The organism is Nonomuraea sp. NPDC049158 (assembly GCF_040648335.1).
Lineage (GTDB): Bacteria > Actinomycetota > Actinomycetes > Streptosporangiales > Streptosporangiaceae > Nonomuraea.
This window is the reverse complement of the sequence record NZ_JBEZDM010000002.1, coordinates 98884-122041: the sequence shown is the minus strand read 5'-3', so window position 1 is coordinate 122041 and position 23158 is coordinate 98884. Positions and strand designations below refer to the sequence as shown.

General features: G+C 68.5%; 19 protein-coding genes and 2 pseudogenes. 12 read left to right on the top strand and 9 right to left on the bottom strand.

Annotated elements, in window-relative coordinates:
• Positions 1-820: 820 nt before the first annotated feature.
• Together AB0B61_RS04670 and AB0B61_RS04665 are read right to left on the bottom strand one after the other, a co-directional pair.
• Entirely contained in the window at positions 821-1117 is a 297-nt protein-coding gene (locus AB0B61_RS04670; protein ID WP_358427974.1) for a hypothetical protein, read from the bottom strand.
• A gap of 65 nt (positions 1118-1182) precedes the next feature.
• Positions 1183-1329, bottom strand: a complete 147-nt coding sequence (locus tag AB0B61_RS04665) for a hypothetical protein (RefSeq protein WP_358427971.1) — start codon at positions 1327-1329, stop codon at positions 1183-1185.
• 408 nt (positions 1330-1737) lie between these two features.
• On the opposite strand from AB0B61_RS04665, the gene AB0B61_RS04660 reads away from it, so the two are divergent.
• Complete coding sequence (locus AB0B61_RS04660; RefSeq protein ID WP_358427968.1) at positions 1738-2892, top strand: DUF5685 family protein; 1155 nt, start codon at positions 1738-1740, stop codon at positions 2890-2892.
• 394 nt (positions 2893-3286) lie between these two features.
• On the opposite strand, the gene AB0B61_RS04655 is transcribed toward AB0B61_RS04660, so the two are convergent.
• Positions 3287-3970, bottom strand: coding sequence for a DUF4429 domain-containing protein (locus AB0B61_RS04655; protein ID WP_358427965.1), 684 nt, complete (start codon positions 3968-3970; stop codon positions 3287-3289).
• A gap of 58 nt (positions 3971-4028) precedes the next feature.
• Here AB0B61_RS04655 and AB0B61_RS04650 point away from each other — a divergent pair.
• Positions 4029-4148, top strand: a pseudogene (locus AB0B61_RS04650) (carbohydrate kinase family protein); the annotation flags it as partial.
• Between the two features lie 646 nt (positions 4149-4794).
• Here the strand turns inward: AB0B61_RS04650 and AB0B61_RS04645 are convergent.
• Positions 4795-5772 carry a LysR family transcriptional regulator gene (locus AB0B61_RS04645; RefSeq protein ID WP_358427962.1) on the bottom strand — a complete coding sequence of 326 codons (978 nt, stop codon included), beginning with the start codon at positions 5770-5772 and terminating at the stop codon, positions 4795-4797.
• 84 nt (positions 5773-5856) lie between these two features.
• Here AB0B61_RS04645 and AB0B61_RS04640 point away from each other — a divergent pair, with 84 nt between their 5' ends.
• A complete protein-coding gene (locus AB0B61_RS04640) occupies positions 5857-9183 on the top strand; it encodes a S8 family serine peptidase (protein ID WP_358427959.1) in 3327 nt (1108 codons plus the stop codon).
• Between the two features lie 135 nt (positions 9184-9318).
• Here the strand turns inward: AB0B61_RS04640 and AB0B61_RS04635 are convergent, their stop codons facing one another.
• Both AB0B61_RS04635 and AB0B61_RS04630 read right to left on the bottom strand, forming a co-directional pair.
• The gene (locus AB0B61_RS04635) at positions 9319-9801 is read right to left on the bottom strand and encodes a hypothetical protein (protein ID WP_358429309.1); all 483 of its coding nucleotides are present in this window, start codon (positions 9799-9801) and stop codon (positions 9319-9321) included.
• A gap of 8 nt (positions 9802-9809) precedes the next feature.
• A complete protein-coding gene (locus AB0B61_RS04630) occupies positions 9810-10115 on the bottom strand; it encodes an AraC family transcriptional regulator (RefSeq protein ID WP_358429307.1) in 306 nt (101 codons plus the stop codon).
• On the opposite strand from AB0B61_RS04630, the pseudogene AB0B61_RS04625 reads away from it, so the two are divergent.
• From AB0B61_RS04625 to AB0B61_RS04615, 3 genes and pseudogenes are all read left to right on the top strand, one after another.
• Positions 10063-10794, top strand: a pseudogene (locus AB0B61_RS04625) (ATP-binding protein). The gene AB0B61_RS04630 and the pseudogene AB0B61_RS04625 overlap by 53 nt on opposite strands.
• A gap of 234 nt (positions 10795-11028) precedes the next feature.
• Positions 11029-11928 (top strand): bile acid:sodium symporter family protein, encoded by a 900-nt coding sequence (locus tag AB0B61_RS04620; protein ID WP_358427956.1) that lies wholly within the window; start codon positions 11029-11031, stop codon positions 11926-11928.
• A 68-nt stretch (positions 11929-11996) separates the two neighbouring features.
• Positions 11997-15203 carry a BTAD domain-containing putative transcriptional regulator gene (locus tag AB0B61_RS04615; RefSeq protein WP_358427953.1) on the top strand — a complete coding sequence of 1069 codons (3207 nt, stop codon included), beginning with the start codon at positions 11997-11999 and terminating at the stop codon, positions 15201-15203.
• On the opposite strand, the gene AB0B61_RS04610 is transcribed toward AB0B61_RS04615, so the two are convergent.
• On the bottom strand, positions 15143-15385 hold the full coding sequence (locus tag AB0B61_RS04610; RefSeq protein ID WP_358427950.1) for a 2TM domain-containing protein: 243 nt from the start codon (positions 15383-15385) through the stop codon (positions 15143-15145). The genes AB0B61_RS04615 and AB0B61_RS04610 overlap by 61 nt on opposite strands.
• Positions 15386-15533: 148 nt before the next feature.
• Between AB0B61_RS04610 and AB0B61_RS04605 the strand changes: the two genes are divergently transcribed.
• From AB0B61_RS04605 to AB0B61_RS04595, 3 genes are all read left to right on the top strand, one after another.
• Entirely contained in the window at positions 15534-16319 is a 786-nt protein-coding gene (locus AB0B61_RS04605) for an alpha/beta hydrolase (protein WP_358427947.1), read from the top strand.
• 82 nt (positions 16320-16401) lie between these two features.
• A complete protein-coding gene (locus tag AB0B61_RS04600; protein ID WP_358427944.1) occupies positions 16402-17739 on the top strand; it encodes an FAD-dependent oxidoreductase in 1338 nt (445 codons plus the stop codon).
• A gap of 45 nt (positions 17740-17784) precedes the next feature.
• A complete protein-coding gene (locus AB0B61_RS04595; RefSeq protein WP_358427941.1) occupies positions 17785-18291 on the top strand; it encodes a DUF4188 domain-containing protein in 507 nt (168 codons plus the stop codon).
• Positions 18292-18301: 10 nt separating this feature from the next.
• Here the strand turns inward: AB0B61_RS04595 and AB0B61_RS04590 are convergent, their stop codons facing one another.
• Positions 18302-18493, bottom strand: a complete 192-nt coding sequence (locus tag AB0B61_RS04590) for a hypothetical protein (RefSeq protein ID WP_358427938.1) — start codon at positions 18491-18493, stop codon at positions 18302-18304.
• 404 nt (positions 18494-18897) lie between these two features.
• Here AB0B61_RS04590 and AB0B61_RS04585 point away from each other — a divergent pair, with 404 nt between their 5' ends.
• Both AB0B61_RS04585 and AB0B61_RS04580 read left to right on the top strand, forming a co-directional pair.
• Entirely contained in the window at positions 18898-20484 is a 1587-nt protein-coding gene (locus AB0B61_RS04585; protein ID WP_358427935.1) for a flavin monoamine oxidase family protein, read from the top strand.
• 14 nt (positions 20485-20498) lie between these two features.
• Complete coding sequence (locus AB0B61_RS04580) at positions 20499-21128, top strand: Rid family hydrolase (protein ID WP_358427932.1); 630 nt, start codon at positions 20499-20501, stop codon at positions 21126-21128.
• Here the strand turns inward: AB0B61_RS04580 and AB0B61_RS04575 are convergent, their stop codons facing one another.
• Positions 21129-21545: a luciferase family protein gene (locus AB0B61_RS04575; RefSeq protein WP_358427929.1), complete on the bottom strand. Its 417-nt coding sequence runs from the start codon at positions 21543-21545 to the stop codon at positions 21129-21131.
• 290 nt (positions 21546-21835) lie between these two features.
• Here AB0B61_RS04575 and AB0B61_RS04570 point away from each other — a divergent pair, with 290 nt between their 5' ends.
• The gene (locus tag AB0B61_RS04570) at positions 21836-22831 is read left to right on the top strand and encodes a LacI family DNA-binding transcriptional regulator (RefSeq protein ID WP_357953826.1); all 996 of its coding nucleotides are present in this window, start codon (positions 21836-21838) and stop codon (positions 22829-22831) included.
• Positions 22832-23158 lie beyond the last annotated feature (327 nt).

The window sequence follows — 23158 nt, the reverse complement described above, 5'->3', positions numbered from 1 at the left end:
TCCATCCACCGAAAACCCGTCGTCGCGGGCATGATCAGCGAATACGCCACGCCGCTTAACCGCAGCTCAGCCTAAGTAACTCAATATTCGAGCGGCACAGGATGAGTCTGGCCAGGTTCCGTACTCGTGCCATAAGGGCGACAGCACTGAGCCATCGAGCGAGAAGAAAGGCACAACGGTCTCCGCGCCGAACGTGTGGAGACCGCCGGGCGTGCGCACGATGACATGCGCGGTGGGAATCGAACCCATGACCATCGACACTACTGCAGCTCGTATCTCAAGCGAGTGCCAATAGCCCGGCCCAGCCGACCCGCTTATCCCTACCCCACCGAGCCCGCAGCTCGACGAGGCGCTTTCAACGTAACACGACGTCCTCGCCATAGTACGGGCAACGATTATCTGGACGGCATACTGATCCCCGGCGGTTTCGGTTACGCCGCGCGGGTGCCCGTCCTGGAATGGCTCAGCCAGGACGCGCAGGTGCGGCACGTGTCGTGGAACCTTACAGGTGGGAGATTTCTGGAGTACGTGGCCAGCAGGTGGCAGCTTGCCATGATCCCGGGAACTGGATCCGCACGCGCTGCACGGCGCCGAGCCTGCCGCACTCGTTGGCCGGCGCAAGCGGCAGCCGTCATGGCGGTCATCGAGGCGCGTACCGGAGCACGCCTGCCAGGCGACTGATTCGACGAACCCCGTCACGTGGCCGCGGCACGCTGGTGTAGGCATCTATCCGGTCCACCCGCCTTCCGCCCCGGCGCCGCTTCTCCGCCTGGCTGCCTGCGCAGCGGCACTCTGGGTCGGGCCGTGTCCCGCCGCGACCTCAACTGCGCGTGCGGTTCAGCATGACCAGCCCGGCGATGAACGACCCGAGCAGGACCGGTGACAGGACCGCGAGGGCGCCCCACACAACGAGGCCGAGATAGCCGAGCGCGGACGAACTGTGCGTCGGGTCGGCGTCAGCGGCCGCGAACAGCCCCAGGCCGAGGACCACGCCGGCCACCGTGAGCGCGATCGGCGTCCACAGGAGCACCCGGGCCCACACACGGTACGTCCGACTGTAGACACGCCGGGCCGCTGGCACATTCGGCCGCGGGGGATACCCGACGGATTCGCTCATGCCCCATTTGTACCAGCCGTGTAGGTCCCGCGCCGCCAGGGCCGGCCGTGGCGTTGCGGGGATCGTTAGTGGGTCGTCATGGGGTACAGGTAGACGTTCGGCGTGCATCCGTACTCGCCCAGTTCCTCCGAGATGCGGTCGAAGTCGGTGAACCGGAAGGACGCGGCGCCGTCGGGCCGCATCGCGACGACGCGGTCGCGCGAAAACACCACGCCGACCGCGACGACGAGCTCAGCGCCCTCGCCGGGCCTGCACCACGTCGACAGGGGGTGTATCTGCTCCGGTGGATGACCGACCCCAAGCTGGTCAGGTGCGGGCCCAGACGTAACGACTTGCCGCTGGCCATCCGTTCTGAGCCTCTAACGGCTTCCGCAGTTGCCCGCGGGTGGTGGTCAGACAAGCGGCGCGGCTGCGCACCGAGCTGGATCCGATCACGGCAAACGATGGCCATGTGGGTACCCGTTGTCCAAACGATTTTGGTCCTTTTAGGTCGGCAGGCGCAGTGCGCCAGGCCTGTCGGTGAGGGCACCTTCTCCTTCCTGCGGATCCGTTCGGCGCCGCGGTATCTACCGGCGGCCTGGTGCTACGGTTGGCTCTCTGATGCGTACATAAGGGGACGTATGTTCGGCATTGTCCGCCCGTGTCGGCACGTCCTGTGCAAAGGGCTCTACGCGGACTGGATGGGTCACCTGTGCGGGCTCTGCCTGGCGCTCCGCGACGAGCACGGACACCTGTCGCGCCTGGTGACCAACTACGACGGCCTGCTCGTGTCCGTCCTCACCGAGGCCCAGTCGCCCACGTCCGCGTCGCGCAGGAGGGCGGGCCCGTGTGCGCTACGCGGTTTCAAGGGCGCCGACGTAGTGGAGTCGGAGGGGGTACGGCTGGCGGCCTCGGTGTCGCTGCTCCTGGCGGCCGGCAAGGTGAGCGACCACGTGGCGGACGGGGACGGCGTGTACGCCCGCCGCCCGGTGGCCGCCGGCGCCACCCGCCTGGCGGGCCGCTGGTCCTCGGCCGGCGCGGCCATGGCCGGCACGCTGGGGTTCGACCCCACCCCGCTGACGGCGGCGGCCGACCGCCAGACCCTCCTGGAACGCGCTCCCGCCCAGGCGCCCCCGGGGAGCAGCGCGGCGCCCGGGTTGCGAGAGTTGACGGGGCCTACTGAGGACGCCGTAGCCGCCGCGTTCGCGCACACAGCGGTGCTCGCGGGCAAGCCGCACAACCGGGAGGCTCTGGAGGCGGCCGGTCGCGGATTCGGGAAGCTGGCACACCTGATCGACGCGGTGGAGGACCTGGCCGACGACCGGGAGTCCGGGGCGTACAACCCGCTGGCAGCCACCGGCACCGGCCTGGACGAGGCGCGCCGCCACTGCGACGTCGCGCACGCCGAGCTGCGCGCCGCCGTGGACGAGCTGGACATGCCCCGACCTGGCCTAACGCGCGCCCTGCTGGTGCGGGAGACCGGCAGCGCCCTCTCCCGAGCCTTCGCCACCGCCGGAACCCACGGCACCGGTCACCCGCCCGGACACGCGCCCGGCGATCCCGGCGCGCCGCCGGGAGGACGGCCGCCGAAGCAGGATCCCGGCGGGCTGCTGTCGCTGGCGTGCGCCGCACTGACCTGCTGCACGTGCGGCCTGTACCGGCCTGCCTGGGACGAGGACCGCGAGGGCTCCTTCTGCGAGCGCTTCGACTGCTCCGGCTACGACTGCTGCGGCAACTGCTGCTCCTGCTGCCCGGGCGAGGACGGCTGTTGCTGTGACGGCTGCGGCTGCGACTGACCGCCGCGGGAGTCACGTCAGCAGGGTCTGGGCGATAAGCCCGGTGGCCGATGCCGAAGCGCCCGGCCAGGATCGCCCCCCGGAGCGTGCCGTCAGACCCCAGCACTGGCGGTCAGCCGTGCTCGGTGCGTGCTTGTACGCCCCGTCACCTTCTAATCCGACGGTCGGAGGTTCGAATCCTGCAGGGCGCGCTTCACCCGACCAGCACAAAAGAGCCCCTGACCTGCTGTAATGCGGGTCAGAGGCTCTCTTCGCATGTCCGGCCGTCCACGGCTCTCGCTGATCGTTTGCGGGCGTCCACGCCCAATGCTTGCCCACGACCCGTGCACGGTGCTGGCCTGGCCGTCCGCTAGAACCTCGGTGAAGCGTCGTTCGGCCTCGTCCTCAAGATCGCTTATACGGCGGCCAGCACGGCGGCGGCGAAGGGCAGGGAGTGATGCGTGGCTCCCCAGCCAATGCCGAACACCACGGAGGCGGGATCGTTGTTGGGGTTGGAGAGGGCCTGCTGCCCACGGATGCGCAGCCGCAACGACCCGCGAGCGTCCTCCAGTGCATGCCAATCGACGCCCTCGATCTCGGTGATCGGGTAACGCCGGTCACCTGCCGTGAACTTGGCCGGGGAAGCCCCGGAGGAGAACCAGGTGAAGGTGACAGCCTGCCCGTCGAAGGCGGCCTCACCGTCCCATGCCTTGAAACTACGCGGCACCGAAGGACCGGCGATCAAGAACCGCTCAGCCGGACCGCGCTCGGATAGGGCCGCGCGCATCTCGTCGGCATACTGGTCGGCCAGCGTCTTCGTGGCGGCGGGCAGCACCAGCCGGTACGGATCGAGCGACTCCTGGAGCTGCCCCGTTGCCGCGGACATGACCGGGTCGGCTCCCTCCCGGGGAACCACCCGCAACACCACCCTGCCGCGTGCACCGGGCTCCACCATGACATCGGCCAGCGCGTCGTACGGCACGAACCGCTCGCCGAGTTCCATGCTCAGTTTCGACGCCTTACCCGGCTCAGGCGTAATGCGCAGTCCTTCGTCCTCGAACTCCCACGCGCAACCTCGCCCCTTCAGTACGTCACCCATGCAAGCAGGATAGGTGCTCAAACACTGGCGGTTGCGCAGACGGGCGGCCACCGTGATGAGCCGGCTGGGCCTGCGCACATCGCTGGCCGCCGCGTTCGGCGACGACGACTACGGCGACTTCTGCTGGCGCACTCTGGAGGAGCAGGAAGCGGTCGACCTGTCCAGGTCGCGGCGCTTCGAGCAACGGCCAGGGCCGGGCGCAGCCTTCGGCGTGCGGCCGGACCTGTGACTCCGGCAGGTTCGAGTGGGTTGCGAGTGGCCCAGTGCAGCGCGAGCGGCGCCCCGTAGGACCAGCCCACCAGCACCGTCCGCTGGGCATACCACGGTGCGCGGCGCCGCTTGAGCTGCGGCTAATCGGCGAACCAGTGGGTGGCGCACGAGGACCTCCTGCACAAATGGGAACAGACGTTTTAATAACGTCTCATGGGTGCACCTGCGTCAAGATCGGCCGGTCGCACGACACCAAACCGTGATCAAGCACTGCGCCTACCGAAAATCTCATCCATGCAGTTCAAGCGGACAAATGAGTCGCTTGCCGAAAGTCCTCCAAGCCGTTCCCGTCGGTGTTGCGGCCAGGTCGGAGACGTGCTTCAGGTTTGTGGCCGGATCCGGAAAGGAGGGTACGTAACGGCCGCCCGAGACCCATGCTTCGTGCGTCGGGGGATGCATCGTGCTCGGTGCGTGCTCCTGCGCCCTGGAACATCCCGTCACGATGCGGCATCGCGGGGCACGAACGGCGCGGCAAAGCGGCACGAAGTATCAGAAAGCGTCACAAGGTAACACTTAAAGATCTTGCTTCTAATCCGAGGCGAGTGCGGTACTTGCTAGGCGAAGGGCTCCACGTCGCGCTCCGACCAGGACCGGCGGCGGCTGCGCTGCCACGCCTGGTAAGCCGGCATCGCCTCCGCCTGCTCCCGGTACGCCGCGGCGAGCACGTCACGGATACCTGGTACGTGCTCGGCGACTGGCGAGCCCGCCGACCACAGGAGCCGCTCCCGTACCCACATCGGGTCGCCGGCCAGTGGCCTGACCACCACGTTCTCGCGCTCGGCTGTGATCGCCCTGCACAGGGACACTCCGTGCCCCTGGCTGATCAGGGAGAACACCAGGCTGGCGTCGGTGCGCTGGATGCGCCGCGGCACGAACCCCGCGCGGCGGCAGGTGTCCCGGAACATCGCCCGCATCCTGATGTCCTTGCCGACACCCGGCAGCCAGCGCTCGCCGGCCAGCGCGGCCAGCGGCACCTCGGGCTCGGCCGCGAGCGGGTGGTCCCTCGACAGGACGACGAAGACGGGCTCGACGCCCAGTACCGCTTCGCTCAGCCCTTCGGGCACCGGCAGTTCGTAGCCCGGATAGTCGACGCTCAGCCCGATCTCCAGCCGGGATTCGGCGAGCAGTTCGACCAGTTCCTCGTCCGCGTCGCTCACGTGCAGGGACACCTCGGCCTCCGGCAGCAACCGGCGGCTGACCGTCATCAGGCCGGCGGCCATCGGCCCGGCCGTGGCGCCGATCCTGAGCGTCGCCAGGTCGCCGTCAGCGTCACGGCGTTGGATGTCGCGCACCAGATCGTCGTGCAACGCGATGATGCCCTGGGCATGGGACAGGACCATGGCACCCAACGCCGTGGGCTTGGCGCCGGTGCCGTCGCGGGCGAAGAGCCTCCCGCCGAGCGCGCGCTCGATCCGCTGCAACTGCGCGGTGACGGCCGGCTGGCTGAAGCCGAGCACGGCCGAGGCCCGGCTGATGCTGCCGGACTCGGCGATCGCCGCGACCACCCGGAGGTGGCGGATCTCCAACTGCATAACGCGATGTTATGCCCGATTAGGAGTACCTACGCTCAATGTCGTGATCTCAGAATCTTCCCTGCACCATGAGGAAGGATTTTGATGTCCAGGACGTCTCTCCGCCGGCGCCTGCCCGGTCTCTTGCTCACCACCGCCCTGTTAACCGCGAGTCTGACCTCCACCGCGAGCGCGGAGCCCACGCCGAGCGCCGATCCGGCACCCTCCCGGTGGACCTCCGGTACCCAGTCCACGGCGCCCCGCGGCTCGTGGGTCACCCTGCTGACGGGCGACCGGGTCTATGTCGAGGGGAACCGGGTCTCGATCGACCCCGCTCCCGGCCGCGAAAAGGTTGGTTTCAGCCAGTACGAACGCGACGGGCACCAGTTCGTCGTGCCGAACGACGCCCAGAAGCTGGTGTCGGCCGCCCGGCTCGACCGGCGGCTGTTCGACGTGACCGGGCTCGTCCAGGCCGGATACGACGACGCGCACGTCGACGACGTGCCCACCATCGTGTCGTACGAGGCCAAGGCCGCCGCCCGGGTCAGGTCGGCCGGGAAGGTCACTCGCACGCTGCCCAGCATCGGCGCCGCCGCGGTGAAGGTCGGCAAAGCGAGAGCGCACGAGTTCTGGACCGAGGTGACCGCCGGCCCGGCGACCCAGCGCACCGCGGCGTCCGGCATCGGGCGGATCTGGCTCGACGGCAAGCGCGAGGTCTCGCTGGACCAGAGCGTGAAGCAGATCGGCGCGCCGACCGCCTGGGCGGCCGGATACGACGGCAGCGGGATTACCGTCGCCGTCCTGGACACCGGGATCGACAACTCTCACCCGGACTTGGCCGGGAAGATCGTCGAGGAGAAGAACTTCACCGACGCCGCCGACACCGTGGACAACGTCGGTCACGGCACGCACGTCGCATCCACCATCGCCGGCAGCGGTTCGGCATCGGGCGGAAAGTACCGCGGCGTGGCGCCCGGGGCGAACCTGCTGATCGGCAAGGTGTGCAGCACCCGCAACTGCGCCGAGTCGTCGATCCTGGCCGGGATGGAGTGGGCCGCCGAGCGGGCGAAAGTGGTCAACATGAGCCTCGGCGGCACCGACTTCCCGGGCGTCGACGTCCTGGAGGAGGCGGTGAACCGCCTGACCGCGACCACCGGCACACTGTTCGTCGTGGCCGCGGGCAACGAGGGCCGGGACGGCGGTGTGTCCTCGCCGGCCACCGCGGACGCCGCGCTCGCCGTGGGCGCGGTCGACAAGCAGGATGCCTTGGCGTCATTCTCCAACCGCGGGCCGCGCGTCGACGGCGCGATCAAGCCGGACATCACCGGGCCGGGCGTGGGCATCGTCGCGGCGCTGGCGAAGGGATCCGACTATCCGGAGTACTCGCCCGGGTACACCCAGCTGAACGGGACGTCGATGGCCACGCCGCACGTCGCGGGAGCCGCGGCGCTGCTGGCGCAGCAGCACCCGAAGTGGACCGGCCCCGACCTCAAAGCCGCGCTGGTCGCCACGGCCAAGCCGAACCCAAGCCTGAACGCCTTCCAGCAGGGCGCCGGCAGGGTCGACGTCGGCCGCGCGGTCCAGCAGGCCATCCTGCCCGACGTCACCGGCCTCGCGCTCGGGTCGCAACCGTGGCCGGCCGACGACGACGTTCCCGTGACGAAGACGATCACCTACCGGAACGACGGCACAGCTCCCGTCACCCTCGACCTCACGATCACGGCGACCGGCCCGGACGGGGTCGTCGCGCCGGCCGGGATGTTCACGGCCAGTCCGGCGCGGGCCGTCGTGCCGGCCGGTGGGACCGCGGCGCTCACCTTGACCGCCGACACCCGGGTGCCGTCGGCGACAGGCACCTTCACCGGAACGCTGCTGGCCTCGAACGCCGACGGCGTGTCGGTGCGGACCCCACTGACGATCACGAAGGGACACGAGACCCGCACCGTCACCTTCCAGCTCACCGACCGCGCGGGCACACCGGCGAGTGACTACGACCTGTCGGTGGTCGGTCTCGATCTGGACGTCTACCAGGTTCCCTACGACGCGTCGGGCACCGTGAAGGCCAAGCTCCGGCCCGGCCGCTACCACGTTCAGGCCACGGTGATCACACCCGACGGGACCTCGACGCTGCTGGTACAGCCGAACCTCACCGTCGGGAACACCGACGAGGGAGTCCTCAAGCTCGACGCGCGCCAGGGCACACCGGTGTCGGTGACCGTACCGAAGTCCTCGGCGCGGACCCGGCTGGCCGCGGCCGGCTTCTCCCGCGGCCTGCCGCGCGGATACGGACTGGCAGCGCGGATCGTCGGCGCCGACTTCGGCAAGCTGTTCACCGCAGACCTGGGTAAGGAGGTGACGGCCGAGCAGGGCACGCTGGTGTCGGAGGTGCGCAGCTTCTGGGCCGAGCCGGGCGCCGACGGCACTTTCTACGGCTCGCCGTACGAGTACGACCTCGTGCAGTTCGTCCGCGGGCGGTTCCTCACCGGCTACCGCCACACCGTGCGCCCCGGCGAGCTGGCGACCGTGGTCAACCGCAACCACGGCGTGACCCCGGACAAGCAGCAGGGCTACATGCACAACTTCGGTTTCCCGCCCGAGGGCGGCAGCGCGATGTCGGGACCGATCAGGTATGACGTGCCCAGCACCCGTACCATCTACTACAGCGCGAAGGGCGTGGTCTGGGATAACCGGTGGGAGACGAGCGGAGCGCGCCAGACGCAGTTCTGGTACGACGACACCACCTGGCAGCCGGGCAGGAAATTCGTGGTCGACTGGCAACGCGGACCTGCCGGGCCGAAGTTCAACCCGCGCACGTACGTCGCCCGAGCAGGCAACATCATCATGTTGAACATCCCGCCGTTCGGCGACGACTCCGGGCACACCGGCTACTCGCTGCTCGACGGCGGCCGGGTCGGGTTCTACCGCGACGGCGTCCAACTGGCCGAGATACCAAAATACTTCTACGACGCCAGCGGGCCGGTGCCGTCAGCCGAGAGCACCTATCGGCTGGAGTACGACGTCGACCGTACGACCGGCTTCAACGCCTCCACCAAGATCAGCGGTGCGTGGACGTTCAAGTCCGGTGAGGTGGGCACGGACAAGTGGACTTACCTGCCCCTGGCCTCGTTCTCCTTCACGCCGCCGGTCGACCTGGCCAACAGCGCACCGGCCGGTCGGCCGCTCATGATGCCGGTGAGTCTGAAGGCGCAGCCGGGCTCGGCCGCCTCGCGGACGCGGTGGGTCAGTGTCGAGGTCTCCTACGACGAGGGCGCGACGTGGCGGAAGGCGGTCCTGATCCCGACGGGAACGGACACGTGGCTGGCCGCTCTGAACCACCCGGGCAAGGGCTCGGTGTCCGTGCGCGCGCACGCGGCGCGGGCCGATGGCGGCACTGTCGACTACACCGTCATCCGCGCCTACAACCTGCGATGACGCCCGGCGGGCCTCGGGCACGTTGACCGAGGCCCGCCGTAGTGCGTAAACCATCCGATGTCCTCCACCGCGATGACCGGCAGAATGAGGGCGTCACCGTTAAATGAGCACCCAAGATAGACGCGGTCGCGCATCTCAGCGAAGCGTCTGCGCGCCGATGACGGACAACACCTGGAGCTTCTCGTAGCTCTCGCTGCCGGGAATGGCGGTGTAGACCATCAGCGAGTGGGCCTGGCCCGGGTCGACCAGCCGCTGGCAGGTGAGCTCCAGCGCGCCGACCTCGGGGTGGACGAAGTGCTTGACCTCATGGGGACGTATCCCGATCTCGTGGTCGTCCCACACCCGCCGGAACTCCTCGCTATGGGCCGGCAGCAGCTCGGCCAGGTGCGCTGCTCGGGAGTCAGGGCCTCGGAGGGTGACCAGTTCGCGCAGCCCGGCGGCATACATCCTTGTCAGGAACGCATGCTCCTCGGGCGCGTAGATCTGCCGGGCGGCGGGGTCGGTGAACCACCGGTACCCCGCACTGCGGGCAGGCCCGGCGTACCGCGTCGTGTCGCAGCAGGCCGGGACTGATGTGCTCGTTGGACGTGCCCCTGGGGGCGGGTTGTGGCCGACGATCTCGCCACCTACGCCACGAACACCGCGTGACGCCCGGTCAGTGCGTCGATCACACTCAGCCGCTCGACCTCATTCGGCGCGGCACGCCTCTTCCACGCGGTTTGCGTATTTGCTCGCTGGGCTTCGAGCCGCTCTATGCGCTCTGGCGCAAGCGCCGTGCGCCGCAGCGAAAGACTTCCCGACCTCCAGCCGCGCGAGTTGCCCCGGAAGCGGTCGCCGCGGGTCTCGCTGGGTGTCACGCCGAACTCGTGCCGGTATGCGGTGGCGAACGACGCGTGGCTGGCGAACCCGCACGCGTGCGCGACCTGCGCGATCGACCGGTTGTCCCAGGCGGAGCTGTGCAGGCGGGGTCCGGGCGAGCCGCAGCCGTTCGGAGCGGATCAGTTCGCGGGATGTGGTGCCCGCGGCCTGCAGCACATCCTGCAGGTATCGCGCCGACCACCCCAGGGCCCGGGCGATGCCGGCAATGGAGAGGTCGGGGTCAGCAGCGTGGCGGCGGACGTACTGCCGTACCTGCGTCTCGACCTCCTTGCGCTGCGCGGTCGGCGCCGAGTCGGCACCGGCAAATCCCACAGCCTCATCGCCCTGGGCGTCGCCGCCATCCAGGCCGGCCACAAGGTCCGCTACTTCACCGCCGCCGAGCTGGTCGAGACGCTCTATCGCGGACTGGCCGACAACTCCGTCGGCCGGATGATCGAGAACCTGCTACGCGCCGAACTGATCATCATCGACGAAGTTGGGTTCGCCCCGCTTGATGACACCGGCGCCCAGCTGCTGTTCCGCCTCGTCGCCGCCGCCTACGAACGCCGCGCCCTCGGCATCGGCTCACACTGGCCCTTCGACCAATGAGGACGCTTCCTGCCCGAACACACCACCGCCGTCAGCCTGCTGGACCGGCTCCTGCACCACAGCATCGTCGTGGTCACCGAGGGCGAGTCCTTCCGCATGAAACAGGCACGAACCAGGACACCAGCACGCTTGATCAAGAAGTAGTCAACTACGAAGAGCTGGGGACTTCTACCTGGCCACCAGCGACACGCACGTGGCCGTTGACAAGTCTGGGGCGTACACAGTCATGAGGTTCGAGTCTTCAGGGCGCGCGACCGAGACCAGGCAATCTGCGGGTTGACCTGGCCTTTTGCATGATCGGTGGTCTGTAGTCAGCCTGGAACGACGACAAACTTTGGCCCCTACCAGGATTTGTCAGCATGCCCGAGAATGTCCGCCATGGGCTCCCCATTGATCTTGGCCAGTCTGCCTTTCGCCATCGGCATCGTCATGCTCGGCCTGGGTCTCAGCCTGACCTTGGACGACTTCCGGCGGGTGGGCCAGTATCCGAAGGCGGCCGCGGTCGCGTTGCTGTGCCAGATCGTGTTGCTGCCGGCGATCTGCTTCGGCCTGGTGCTCGCCTTCGGGCTTCCGCCGGAGCTGGCGGTCGGGATGTTGCTGGTCGCGGCGTCGCCCGGTGGGCCCACGGCCAATCTGTTCAGCCACCTGTTCGGCGGGAACGTCGCGCTGAATGTCACGCTCACCGCGATCAACTCGGTGCTGGCCGTGGTCGTCCTGCCGATCGTGGTGAACCTCTCAGCTGGGTATTTCTTGTCCGGCGAGGCCGCCCTCGGGCTGCAGTTCGACAAGATGTCGCAGGTCTTCGTGATGGTGCTCCTACCGGTCGCGATCGGGATGCTCGTGCGCGCGTGGGCGCCGGAGGTGGCGCGGCGGCTCAACCTCCCCGTTCGGGCGCTGTCGGTCGTGGTCCTGGTCGGGGTCATCTACGCCGTGTTGTACGCGGAGCGGGAGAACCTCGTCGACTATTTCGTCTCGGTCGGGCTGGTCGCGTTGGGTTTCAACATCGTGAGCCTGCTGATCGGCTACAGCGTGCCGCGCCTGGCGGGTGTCGATCACCGTGCGGCGACCGCGGCCGGGTTTGAGATCGGCATTCACAACACCGGGCTCGCCATCACGGTGGCGCTGAGCCCGACGCTGCTGAACAGCGCCGCGATCGCCATCCCAGGCGCGGTGTACGGCATCGTCATGTTCTTCACGGCGACCGGGTTCGGCTGGTTGATCAGCCGTCGAGCTCGAAGGTCGGTCGGCCCTTCTGCGGCCGATCCCGGGCCCATATAATCGGTGCGCGCCACGGTGCGAAACGGGTCGTAAGCTGACAAATTTGTCATGTCCATCCGGGAGTCGACGTGACCGGGCCAGCCCATCCCGTTCGGCCCGACGGCGAGGGTCCGCCGACCGGTGCTGGCTCGCTGCGACTGCAGATCCTCGGTTCGTTGCGGCTGTGGCGCGATGGCGCCGAACTGGACGCCGGCCCACGGCAGCAGGCGCAGCTGTTGGCCCTGCTCCTGGCGCGCGTGGGCCATCCGGTGAGTACGAGGGAATTGATCGACCTGATGTGGGCCGATGACGCCCCCGCCAGCGCGCTCAATCTCATCCAGAAGTACATCGGGGCATTGCGGCGGGTGCTCGAGCCCGCTGTCCCCGCCCGGGCAGCCGGTACATACCTGCACCGCCGCGGCAACGCGTACGTGTTCAGCGCCGGATCCGGCACGCTGGATCTCGTCACGTTCCGGGAACTCCTCAACGGCGCCCAAGGGCAGGCTCGCGAAGTGGCGCTCGACGACTACGTCAAGGCGCTGGGCCTCTGGCGTGGCCCTGCGGGGGATGGATTGTCCTACGGATCGACCGCGATGCCGATCTTCGCCGCCCTCGACGACGAGTTCTACGCCGCCTGCGTGGCAGCGGCCGAACTGGCCGTGTCGTTACGCCGACCGGAGCGGGTGATCCCGCCCTTGCAACTGGCCGCGTCGATGGCACCGTTTCACGAACCCGTACATGCCGGCCTCATCACCACCCTCGGCGCCGCCGGGCGGCAGGCGGAGGCGCTGTCAGCGTTCCACGCGGTCCGTGATCGCCTAGCCGAGGAACTCGGCATCGACCCCGGTTCGGCGTTGCAGGCCGCGCACCTGCGAGTGCTGACGCAGAGTCCGACATCACCGGTGGTGACGAGTACGGAGGGTGAGGGTGACCGCGCACCGGCGGGGCAGGCGGCCGGCCTGGTCGGCCGGGGCGAGGAACTCGGCGTGCTGCGGCAGGCCATCGAGGCGGCGCTCACCGGCCGCACCGGGCTCGCCATCGTCGAGGGCGAACCGGGCTCGGGTAAGACGCGTCTGCTGGAAGAGGCCGCCGCCGGCGCGGACCGGCGTGGCGCGCTCGTCGTCTGGGCTTCCTGTTTGGAAGGCGACGGAACACCATCGATGTGGCCATGGGAGCAGGCGCTCGCCCTTGTCCTCGACAGCCTGCCCGTGCTGGCGCGTGAGAAGTGGCTGGCCAGTGAACTCGGTCGCCTCCTCGAATCTCGAGACGATGACGCCGCGCCGCCGGTTTCCGGGGGCCGCGCCCAGTTCCGCCTGTACGAGCAGGTCGTCACCTTTATCGGCCAGGCCTCGGCGGAACGGCCGATGCTCCTCGTCATGGACGATCTTCAATGGATCGATGCCACCTCGCTCCAGCTGTTCAGCCATCTGGCGGGCCGGTTACCCACCGGCACCGCGATCATCTGCGCCCTTCGCGACCGCGTACCCACACCCAGCCCCGACCTTTCGCGGGTACTGGCCGCCGCCAGCCGGCTGCCCAGCCACCGCAGGATCCAACTCGGCCCGCTCAGCCTGACCGACGTGGCCGAACTCATCCGCCGCGAGACCGGCCACGAACCCGGCGCGGACGTCGCCCGCGACATCCACGTCCGCACCGCCGGCAATCCTTTCTTCGTCCGCGAACTCTCGCGGCTTCTCAGCGATCGCGGCGCGCTCGGCGACGGCGACGCATCGGCGCGGGCGGGGGTGCCGTCCACCGTACGAGACGTCGTCCGCGATCGGATGGCAGGCCTCGACGACAGGGCTCGCCACCTGCTGAGCGTCGCCGCGCTGATCGGCCGCGACGTCGACCTCGGCCTGCTCGCCCGCGCCGCCGGTGTCGACGTCGCTCACTGCCTCGCATGCCGCGAACCGCTGCGCGCGCTCGGCCTGCTCGAAACGGGGCCGGAGAACCCGTTCTCGTGGCGCTTCGCGCACGACCTGGTGCGCGAAGCGATCACGGAGACGATGGAGCAGCTGCGGGCCGTCCGGCTGCACCTGCGTGTCGCGGACGCGCTCGAAGAAGGCCAAGCGGAGGACGAGTCCAGCACCGAACGCCTCGCCTTCCACCTGTCCGCCGCCGGCCCGCTCGCCGACCCGGTTCGTACCGTGGAGGCGCTGAAGCGCGCCGGTCGTCGCGCGGCGACCAAGCTCGCGTTCGCCGCCGCCGATCGGCACCTGGAATCGGCCGCCCAGATCGCGCGGACGGCCAAGCTCCCGGAACTCGAGCTCTCCGCCCTCTCGCTACTCGCCATCGCCCCGCGCCGGCAAGCCGGGTTCGGCGGCACAACGTTCGATCTGCTGGAGCGTGCGGAACACCTGGCCCGCCAACTCGGCCGGGACGTCGAGGCAGCCGGCCTCCTCTTCGCTCGCCTGTTCGGGGCCTACACCTTCCTGGAGTGGGACCGCGTTCGCCTGGTCCGACGGCTGTACGAGCAAGGGGAGGCGTCCTCCGATCCGGTCATCCGTGTGTACGGCCGGCAAGCCTGGGGCCTGCACCAATGGGACATCGGCCACATCGGCGCGGCATACCGATGCTTCAGCGAGAACAACCCCGCCCTGCTCGACGGGGTCGTCTCCGCGCACAGCGAGACCCCGATCCGGCGTGACGTCTCGGGTGAGTGGCCCGGCTGGCATGCCGTCGTGACGGCACTGCACGGTGACGTCGAGACGGCGGAGACCATCATCGACAAGTGGAACGGCCCCGACGACTCGTACGCGGTCGCGACCTGGGCCTACTACACCACGATCATCGCCTCGGTGGCCGGTGACGCGGGCTGGGTGATGCGCACGATCGAGCGGTGGATGGCCGTGGGCACCGGCCGCGCGGCCATCCAGCAGGAGCACTACATACGGCTGAACTGGTACTGGGCCCGTGCCCTCACCGGCGATGACCCGGCCGTCATCGCGGCGGAGGCCGACCAGCTCCTGGCCGCGACGATGGTCGACCCGCCGCGGTGGGGCGTCGCGTTCCACCACGCGCTGATCGCCGAGATGTGGTTGGCCGCCGGGATGCCGGACGAGGCGGGCGTCGCCCTCGACCGAGCGGACCAGGCCCTCGAGGCCTACGGTCAACGCTACGCCGAAGGACTTGTCCTGCTGCTGCGGGCGCGCCTGCTGCACGCTCGCGGCGAACCCGCGGACGTCGTACGGGCCGCCGCGGAAAAGGCCCGCGACCGGTCCGACGAACGCGGGTCTTACCTGTTCTCCCGCCGCGCCGAGAAGTTGCTTGCGGAATTCGGTTGGGGCGGCGAGTAGACGCTCCAGGTGTGAAAGCCCAGCCCGATGCCCCAAAAGGCTATCGACCAAACAGGCCAGAAGTGGCTTCTCGAGTCGTAGCGAAACCAGACAACGACCTGGGCCAGATTGGCCAGAACATAAAGAAGCAGATGAATCCGTAGGCCCCACTTCCTGGCCGTCTCGCTCTTGTTCGTTTTCATGCCCGCAGGCTAGGTCGACGTACTTGTCAAGGACTGAGGCGTACTTCCCAAAGACTGACCTACCGGGTTCAGCGATCGTCAACTATTCGGGATCTACTCTGACCTGCAATCGAGGTGCTGATCACACACGTTTGAAAGGACCACGTCTATGACGACGACCCGCCGAGCGGTGCTGGCCGGATCCGCCGCTTTAGCGACCGGTGCCCTGCTGGGAACGTCCGAGGCGCAGGCGGAAGCCAAGCCCAAACCCACCGTGGTGCTCGTGCACGGCGCGTTCGCCGATTCCTCCGGCTGGAACGACGTCAGCGCCAGGCTCATCCGCGAGAACTATCCGGTCATCGCCCCGGCGAATCCGCTGCGCGGCGTGGCCGCCGATTCCGCCTACCTTGCCTCCCTTCTCGCCACGCTCAGCGGCCCGATCGTCCTGGCCGCGCATTCCTATGGCGGGATCGTCGTCACGAACGCCGCGATCGGTAACGCGAACGTGAAAGCGCTGGTCTACGTGGCCGCGTTCGCCCCTGACCAGGGTGAATCGCTGCTGGATCTGCAGAACAAGTATCCGGGGAGCAAGCTCAATGAGGCTGCGCTGGACTTTCGTCCTTATGGTGATGGGCTCGTCGAGGGATACATCAAGAAGGAGGTATTCCACGGCGTCTTCGCCGGGGACGTGCCGAGGGCGACCACTGACCTGATGCAGGCCGGCCAGCGGCCCGCTGACACGCGCACGCTCGGAGAGCCGTCGGGCGCCCCGGCGTGGAAGACCATTCCCTCCTATTACCTGATCGCCAGGAACGATCAAGTGCTCCCCGTCGCGGCGCAGCGGTTCATGGCACGGCGGGCCGGGTCACGGGTCCACGAGGTCGGCGCCTCGCACGTCGCGATGATCTCGCAGCCCTCCATGGCCGCCGACCTCATCAAAAGCGCCGCGCGCTGACGTCTCAAGGGGTCGAGCCGGCGGCCGGTCCCAGTGATTTGGCTCGACCTACTGTTCCGGCCCGGTACGACGGAGGAACCACATGAACGACGGTGCGGCGCGGCGCGGGCCGGTCCTGAACGACGAGCAGTTCCGCCGGCTCGCCGCGTACGGGGAGGTGGAACACGCCGAGGCCGGTCGGGATCTGTACGTGTCCGGCGACGACTCCTACGACTTCTTCCTGCTCCTGACGGCGACCGTGGACATCGTCCGGGACGCGACGGCGATCGAGCCGGAACGTCTGATCTTCCACGGTGGCCCCGACGACTTTCTCGGCGAGCTCAACCTGCTGACCGGTCAGCACGTCTACCTGACCGCTCGGGTGGTGTCCGCCGGGACAGTCGTGCGCATCGGGGTGGCGAAGTTACGCCGGGCCCTCGCCGAACAGGATGACATCGCCGACCTCGTGCTGACGGCGTTCCGGGAACGGCGCGAGGTCATCCGCTCGGCCGCCGGCGACGTCCTGGAGATCGTCGGTGGTTCGGTGTCGCGGCGCGCGACGCCAAGAACGCTCGCGGAGCTGCTCGGCCTCATCTACCGGGCCGACGGATCCGCGGTCGATCTCGTCGTGGTGGGCGCCGGCCCGGCGGGACTGGCCGCCGCCGTGTACGGGGCGTCCGAAGGCCTCGTCACCGTGCTGCTGGATCGAAGCGGGCTCGGCGGCCAGGCCGCCAAGAGCGCCCGGATCGAGAACTACCTGGGCTTCCCTCACGGTGTCAGCGGTTCGAACCTGACCCGCCTGGCGATGATTCAGGCACTCAAGTCCGGCGTACGGATCCACTCGCCGTGCGCGGTGACAGGTCTCGATCTCTCCGACGATCGACGGCCGACCGTCCTGCTGGAGGACGGCGTACGCATTCCGTGCCGCGCGGTGATCGCGGCTACCGGAGCCCATTACCGCCGTCTCGACATTCCGCAGTGGGCGACGTTCGAGAAGTCCGGCTGCATCCGGTATGCGGCGACCGAGCTGGACGTCCGCGAGTACGAGCATCAGCCGGTGGCCGTCATCGGGGGCAACTGGCCGGAGATGACACCCTCACGTCGATTGTCGTCGAGAGGCCGGGCGAGCGGCCGGAACGGCTGGCTTGTCACGCATTGTTGTGCTTCATCGGAGCCGACCCCGTGTCGGGCTGGCTGTCCGGCGTCGCCAAGGCCGACGACGGCTTCGTCCTCACGGACGGTCCGCTTCCCACCGGCTCGTCCGGCTCGCGCCTTCCGTTCCAGACGAGCGCTCCCCGGGTCTTCGCGGTCGGCGACCTCCGCTCGGGCTCGACGAAACGCGTGGCCACGGCCGTCGGCGATGGCGCGAGCGCGGTCTCCTCCGTACACGTGGCGCTCACCGGCGACTGACATGTCCATCGCCCGTCCTGACCTCCATTGAACCGACGACCGGCCCATGCGCAACCGCGCCCTTAAGGAGCATCAAATGCCAACTCGGGTGAACCGGCAGACCGTCGATCTGTCCGCCTATCCAGACCTCATCGTCCTGTACCTCGGCATGCGAGTGAATCGCCTGTACGGGATCCGGACCTTCTTCAGCTTCGGCCGGAAGATCAGTGGCTCGGTCGCGGGCAAGCCGGACGGGTTGCTGCTGCACGAGCCCGTGTACTACTCGTTCTTCCCGATGAACATGGGGATGCGCCAGTACTGGCGGGACCTGCCGTCGCTGCTCGCCTTCGCCCGGTCCGAGCCTCATCGGGAGTGGTGGCTGGAGTTCCTGCGGGATTCGGGCGGCACCGGTTTCTGGCACGAGACGTACTCGGTCAGGGGCGGCATGGAGGCCGTCTACGACGACGTTCCCAAGCCGCTCGGGTTTGGCCGGTTCGCTGGAATCCAGCGCGCTCGTGGACCCATGTTCGGTTCCGCGGCCCGCTTGGGGCGCTCCTACGACGGCAGCCCGGTCCTGAGCGAGACGGATCTCTACGAGTCCTAGCCGGCTCGAACTACAGCAGCGACGAGTTCGCCAGATCGGCGAGCACTCCCTCCGGACGGCTCGGCTCGATCGGATGCCACAGCCGCCAAGGCTCCGCTCGGTCATGATCACGCTCAACGTAGGCGGGCAACGCGGACAGGCCGACAGCGCCGGGGCCGATGGCGCGGTGCACGTCCAGGTCGAAGCGGAACGGATCGGTCACCTGTCCCCGTCTCGTGCACCCGCCGGAGGATCCGTCACTGCCGTCTCCCTCGACACCCTGTTCAGCGGCCATCCTGCCCGGTGGACAGCCGTTTTGGACGCGACCCTTCCGACGCGCGCTCGAGGCAACTGTGCAGGCGCTTCCCCCTCTTTTGGCGTCGATTGGTGGTGCAACTCCCTCCGGACGGCCGTGTGGACAGGCAGTTTCGAAGTGTCCGCACAGCCGAGTGCGCGGTGCCGTCGGCCACGATCGGCGGCTGACGCTCACGCGACACGGGAGGCCCGGAAACCTCACATTCATCTACAAACACGATGATGAGCTTGAAACCCACAAACAACACAATGTCGGACGATCGGCAACAAAACCTCCCAAGACTCGCCTCCAGCAAATCTTGGAGGTATGTGTTGGGCTACAGCAGACGCGATTTCCTGTCCGCCGTCGGTGTTTCCGGCGGTGCAGGCGCGCTCTTCGCGACCATGGGCACGCTCGGCCTCGCGCCGACCGCCGAGGCGGCCGCGAAGGAATCTTTCGACCCGCCGCAGCAGTCTGACTTCTCGCTCACCGGGAGGTCTGCGAAGAAGGTGGTGATCCTCGGCGCGGGGATAGCCGGTCTTGCCACGGCGTACGAGTTGGGCAAGGCGGGCTACGACTGCACGATCTTGGAGGCGCTCGACCGGGTGGGCGGCCGGAACTGGACCATCCGCGGCGGTGACCGCGTGACCGAGCTGGACGGCTCCTCACAGGTCGCGAAGTTCAGTGACGGCGTCTATCTCAATGCGGGACCGGCCCGGCTGGCGCAGTGGATGGTCACCATGGACTACTGCCGCGAGCTCGGCGTGGACCTGGAGGTCTTCACCAACTCCAACGCCCAGGCCTACATCTACCACCAGAACATGCAGTCCCCTGTCCGTTGGCGTACCGCCAAGGCCGACGTATACGGGTATGTCTCGGAGTTGCTGTCGCGGGCGACCGACGCGGGGGCGCTGGACGCCGCGCTCACCGCGCAGGACAAAGAGCGGCTGATCGCCTTCCTGTCGAGCTTCGGGGCGGTGGGGAACAAGGCGAGCGGATTCAAGTACTCCGGAGGCGACCGCCGCGGCCACAGCGTGAACCCGGGCGCGGGTGAGCAGCCGGGCACGCTGCTCGAGCCGGTGCCGTCGCTGTCGGAGGTGCTGGCGAGTGGCGTCGGGCAGCGGTTCTCGTTCGAGTTCGGCTACGAGCAGGCGATGCTGATGTTCCAGCCGGTGGGCGGCATGGACGCGATCCCGCGGGCCTTCGCCGGCAAGATCGGGCGGCAGCGGATCCGGCTACGCGCCAAAGTTACCAAGATCACCGATTTGCCGGACGGCGTGGAGGTGGAGTACCAGGACCGCCACGGCCGTACCCAGAAGATCAAAGCGGACCTGTGCGTCGCGGCGATGCCCCCGCACATCCTCGCCAAGACCGCGCACAACCTCGGCCCGGACGTCCAGGCCGCCCTTGCCACCCCGACCGCCACGAACGCGGGCAAGATCGGCCTGGAGTACCGCCGTCGCTGGTGGGAGAACGACGAGGACATCTACGGTGGCATCACCGCCACCGACCTCGACCTGTCCACGATCTGGTATCCCTCCTACGGGTACGGCACCTCGCGCGGCATGGTCGTCGGCTACTACAACTTCGGCGCCCAGGCCGACGCGTACGCCGCGCTGAAGCACGCGGACCGCGAGCGCCGCGCGATCGAGCAGGGCATGAAGATCCATGGCGCGAAGTATCGCGACGAGCTGGCCTCGTCGGTGTCCATCGCCTGGAAACTCCAGCCGCACATCGAGGGCGCATGGGTGGGCTGGCCGTCCCGGCAGGGCGCGTACCAGCTCCTCAACAGACCGGCCGGGCACGTGCACTTCGCGGGGGACTGGCTGAGCTACATGATCGCCTGGCAGGCGGGAGCCCTGGAGTCCGCCCGCAAGGTCGTCACCGAGCTGCACCAGCGCGCCTTGAGCACCTCCTGAGAGGACACCTCCGCATGAAGATCCGCACCATCGCCCTCTCCGCGGCAGTCGTCCTCGTGCTCGGCACCGGTACGGCCGCCGCCAACCCCACCTGGTCGCCCCGGCCGCAGGAGGTCAAGCCCTTCCTCCCGGCCGGCACCACCAACCCCGCGATCGCCGACGGCGTGGCGCTCGGCAAGCAGGTGGCCTCCTACACTGCCAGCGGCCTGGGCCCGGCGGCGGCCAACACCGGGGCTCCCGCCGACTCTCCCGAGCGCTACGTCGACTTCCCCGGCGCTACTTTGCCCCCTGGCGTCACCATCACCGAGGCCCAGGCACTCAACGTGCTCAAGCGCATCAAGGCGAACCTCTCCGCCGCTGGGCTGGGCCTGGCCGACGTCGTCTCCATGCGCGCTTACCTGGAGAAGCCTCCCGGAGCCGAGTCGGCCGACTTCACCGGCTGGAACCGCGCCTACCGCCAGTTCTTCGCCAACACGGACCTGGCCACCGGCCAGCCCGTACCCGTCCCTCTCGGCACCGCGCCCCCCGCCTCGCCCATGGAGGTCAACCCGGCCCGCCCGGCCCGCGTGACGATCGAGATCGCCAACCTCCCGGTCGCGGGCTGGCTCGTCGAAGTGGAGGTCGTCGCCGCATACAAGCGCTGACTACAAGCACTGACCGCCGTACAGAGCTGCGGGCGTGTCCGGCTGATGGAGCCGATCCAGCAGCCGGACACGGATGCTGCCCGGCAAGAACCGCACCGGACGTCCCCGGGCGGTCGGCCCGGCCGAGCCGGCCACGCTGCGGCGCCTGGTCAACGGCGTGGGTGAGTAGAGCGGGTGGCGCTCGCCCCAGCCTTTGGCGATGAGTTCTGCTTGACCCTCCTTCGACAGGAAAAGGTGCAGGCTGCCGTCGGGGTGGACGTGGACGAACTCGGCGTTGAGGCGAGGTGGCAGCAGCACCGTTCCGGCGGGTTGCTCCCGTAGCTGATCGGGGCTGTTCTGGCTGAGCTGGACGTGGGGGACCGATGGGCCGGTCTTGGGGTGGTCACCGGTGCGGATCGGAAGCGCGAACGCGGTCATGATGTTGTTCCTCCCGATCATTCCGGTCGTGGACCTGGTGTTCAGTCGATGGTCGACGCCGAGCGGACGTGGTCTTCATGTGGTTCCCGGCCGCCGGCGAAAGTGTCGCCGCGCCATGGCGAAGATCGGCCGGCCAGCAGCCCGCCCATCCCTCTCTGCCCGGTCAGCCGCCACGTTGTCACGGCAGGTCCAGGATCGACTCCATCGCCGCGGTGTTACTGAACTGCCCGCGCAGTAGGTCTGGCCGTATAGTGACATCACGCGTCGTCCGTATCGATCAAAAGGGAGCTATGGCCAAGGTCGGAATCAGTGACGTCGCCGCTCGTGCCGGGGTCAGCGAAGCGACCGTCAGCCGTGTGCTCAACCGTCGGGGTGTGGTCGCCGCCGGCACGCGCCGTGTCGTGGAGGACGCGATCCGCGAGCTGGGATACGACCGCGGCGGGCAGAGTCAGCTCGTCATCGTCCTGACCCCTGGCCTCGCCCAGCCCTTCTTCGGACGGCTCTGCGAGCTGATCGAGTCGGCGTTGGCGCCTCAGGGGTTCAAGGCCGTCGTGTGCTCCACGACGGTGGGCGGGTTGCAGGAGATCGACTTCATCACCTCCACCATGGATCTGGGCATCGCGGGCGCGGTCTTCGCCTCGGCGAGTAACACCCTGATCGGCGTGGACCCGGCGCCGTACCGGCTGCTGCAGGAACGGCAGATCCCGTTCGTCTCGATGAACGGCGCGATCGAGGGCCTCCCGGCCCCCAGCTTCTCCACGAATGACAAAGTGGCGGCGGCGCTGGCCGTCGAGCACCTGTGGAACCTCGGCCACCGCGACATCGGCATGATCGTCGGCCCGGTGGGCAACCGGCCCAGCGAGCGGCGCCTCGACGGTTTCGTCGAGGCGATGAGCTCACGCGGCGTGGATGACCCGCGGCGACTCGTCGCGCGTCAGGTCTACAGCGTCGAGGGCGGAATGTCGGCCGCCGAGACCCTGCTCGACCAGGGTGCGACCGCGATCGTCGCCGCGAGTGACTACATGGCCCTGGGTGCGATTCGTACGGCGGGCCGGCGCGGTCTGTCCGTGCCGGGCGATGTGTCCGTCGTCGGCTACGACGACTCCCAGATCATGGGATTCGTCGATCCGCCCCTGACGACGGTCCGGCAGCCGATCGAGCGGATCGCGCAGGCGATCTCCGCCACCATGGTGCATCTGGTCAACAGGCGGCCGGTGCCGGCGGGGGAGCTGATGTTCGACCCCGAGCTGATCATTCGTGGCTCGACGGCCGCCCCGCGCGCATAGATAGTCGCCGATCGCGGCTCAGCGGGCTGGTCCGCTGCCGCTCGCTGATCGCCTGATTCACCGGATTCGCCCGATGCCGCCAGTGTGACGGCATCGGCGATCGTACCTGCTCGCGGGGTGTGTCCTCCGCTGATGGCTGCCCAGACCATGGGGGCTGCCTGCCACCATGACGGGCTGCCGAGCCCACGATGGGCCCGCCCTGTCCTTCGCGACGCGGGCTCCTTGAGCGTGTGGCCGTCTTGTAACGCACTGCGTTGCCCTACTGTTGACGTGTTTATGACGTGTATGTAACACTCGCTTTTCATGACGAGGCAGTCACCACCTGCG